General features: G+C 39.0%; 2 protein-coding genes. One reads left to right on the top strand and one right to left on the bottom strand.

What is annotated here, in order from left to right:
• Positions 1-61 precede the first annotated feature (61 nt).
• Complete coding sequence (locus tag BAZSYMA_RS01060) at positions 62-793, bottom strand: cytochrome C assembly family protein (RefSeq protein WP_241502512.1); 732 nt, start codon at positions 791-793, stop codon at positions 62-64.
• A 121-nt stretch (positions 794-914) separates the two neighbouring features.
• On the opposite strand from BAZSYMA_RS01060, the gene ffh reads away from it, so the two are divergent.
• Positions 915-2,330, top strand: a complete 1,416-nt coding sequence (gene ffh, locus BAZSYMA_RS01055; protein WP_090714673.1) for a signal recognition particle protein — start codon at positions 915-917, stop codon at positions 2,328-2,330.
• Positions 2,331-2,523 lie beyond the last annotated feature (193 nt).

Genomic DNA, 2,523 nt, shown 5'->3' with positions numbered 1-2,523 from the left:
GTTATTGTAAAATTTTTTCATGCTTCATAAATTGTATTGGGATTTTTAGAGGTACTTTACTTTAAGACAACAAGCGTTCTAATACAAATTTAGAGCCAAAATAAGCCACTAATAATACACTAAACCCTACTTGTATAGCAACAATAGTTTGTTTTCCACGCCAGCCAAAGAGTTTGTGTCCAAAGATTAACACAGCAAAAATGATCCAAGCCACCAATGAAAGCGTAGTTTTGTGAATAAGGTGTTGCGCAAAGAAATCGTCAATAAAGATAAAGCCAGTAATCAGTGACAAGGTTAGTAGGTAAAAACCAACTCGTAAACCTTGAAACATGATCCTTTCCATGGTTTGTAGTGGTGGAAGTTTATTAATAAAAGGGTTGATTTTTTTGGCGTGCAAGTAGATCTTTTGGATTTTTAACAATACTGATTGACACACTGCTAAAGCAAGCAGGGCGTAAGCAGTAATAGATAAAAACACATGTGAAGCAATGCTTAAAGAGATGATTTTTCCAGCAGTATCAGGGAATAAAAGACTAAAGACAAGCGACAAAGCAGCCAGCGGATAAACCAAAATACCAAGTGCATGCACGGGTTTAGAGAGTGAGGATAAGAATAACAAAACCGCGATTAACCAAGCAGCAAAAGAGGCGCTGTTGGCAAGTCCAAAAAATACACCGTTAGCCGTCCAAAAGTTTGTAAAGGTTAGAGCGTGTGTGATTACGGCAAAACTAATTAACAAAAAAACGCTTTTTTGATGTTTGTGTTGAGCGTTATCTTGTGTGAAAAAACGCATTAATAATAGGGCCGCTAATAAATAAGCGATGATTGCGAAATAAGATAAAAACATAATCAACTTTGCGTAGGTAAATACAAGTCATTATAATAGGATACTTCTGCCTTATTAACACAAAAAAATGTTTGATAATTTAACCGACCGCCTAAGTAATAGTTTTAAAGCCCTACAAGGCAAGAATAAACTGTCAGAATCCAATATTAAAGACGCTATTCGTGAGGTACGCCGTGCTTTGTTAGAGGCAGATGTTGCGCTTGAGGTTATTAAGATATTTCTTGATAAGGTGCAAGAAAAAGCCTTAGGTTTGAAAGTCGGCGAGGGGCTAAACCCATCACAGGCTTTTATCAAGCTAGTTGAATCAGAATTAACACAGATTATTGGTGGTGAGAATAAAACCTTAGACCTTAAAGCGCAACCACCAGCAGTGGTAATGGTGGCAGGTTTACAAGGTGCGGGTAAAACCACTTCAATTGCCAAACTGGCGTGTTATTTAAAAGAGCGTGAAAACAAAAAAGTATTGGTAGTAAGTGCTGATGTTTATCGTCCAGCAGCGATTAAACAGCTGGAAGTATTGGCAGAACAAGTTGGCGTGGCATTCTTCCCCTCTAACATTAAAGAAAAGCCCGCGAGTATTGTTGCTAATGCTAAAAAACACGCACAAAAACAATTTTTTGATGTGCTCTTGGTAGACACCGCAGGTAGATTGCATGTTGATAGCGAAATGATGGATGAAATCCAAATCTTGCAGAAGAAAGTTAATCCGATTGAAACTTTGTTTGTGGTTGATTCAATGACCGGTCAAGATGCAGCACACACTGCCAAAGTTTTTGCTGACGCTTTGCCATTGACAGGTATTATTTTAACCAAAACTGATGGTGATGCACGAGGTGGTGCAGCGCTTTCAGTACGCCATATCACTGGCAAGCCGATTAAGTTCTTAGGTGTGGGTGAAAAAGTTGATGCGTTAGAACCATTTCACCCAGATAGAATTGTTTCACGCTTACTGGGTATGGGTGATGTGCTTTCACTCATTGAAGAAATTGGACAAAAAGTTGACCGTAAAAAAGCAGAAAAATCTGCCAAAAAAATGGCAAAAGGGCAGTTTGATTTGGAAGATATGCGTGACCAACTCCTGCAAATGGAACAAATGGGTGGTATGGAAGCCTTGATGGATAAAATGCCAGGCATGGGGCGAATGCCTCAGAGCGTTAAAAATCAAATGATGGGCTCAGTGGAATCCAAAAAAATGATTGCCATTATTAATTCAATGACGCCCAAAGAGCGTACCCACACCAAACTGATTAAAGGCTCACGCAAAAATCGCATTGCTAGAGGCTCTGGCACTGGACCACAAGATGTTAATAAACTACTCAAACAGTTTGAAAAAATGCAAAAACAAATGAAGAAAATGGGTGGCGGAAAAATGCAAAAAATGATACAAAAGATGGGCGGCATGCAGGGCGCTGAGGGTGGACTACCAGACCTGTCTAAAATGAAATTACCGCCTATGGGCGGCGGTAACAAGTTCCCTTTTTGAAGTTTGGTGTTAAGATTGTTTTGAAAAAGCAGCTGAAAAGTGCTCAATACTGTTTTTAGCACGACTATCTGTGTTAAATGACAGTTTCTTTTCCTAGTGCCTGTGCTACACCAAGTTCGTAATATAAATTTGCTTGGGTTTTGACGGGTGTATCTTCGTGGATAATAACAATACATACTGGTACAGATTCAAT

Source organism: Bathymodiolus azoricus thioautotrophic gill symbiont (assembly GCF_001298715.1).
In the GTDB taxonomy this organism is placed as follows: Bacteria; Pseudomonadota; Gammaproteobacteria; order PS1; family Pseudothioglobaceae; genus Thiodubiliella.
Note: the sequence above shows the minus strand (reverse complement) of the source record. Positions and strands in the feature narration are given on the sequence as shown.

Bases quoted from the DNA above. Each gene is read 5' to 3' on its own strand.
- ffh (WP_090714673.1), top strand. From the start codon at position 915: ATGTTTGATAATTTAACCGACCGCCTAAGTAATAGTTTTAAAGCCCTA.
- BAZSYMA_RS01060 (WP_241502512.1), bottom strand. From the start codon at position 793: ATGCGTTTTTTCACACAAGATAACGCTCAACACAAACATCAAAAAAGC.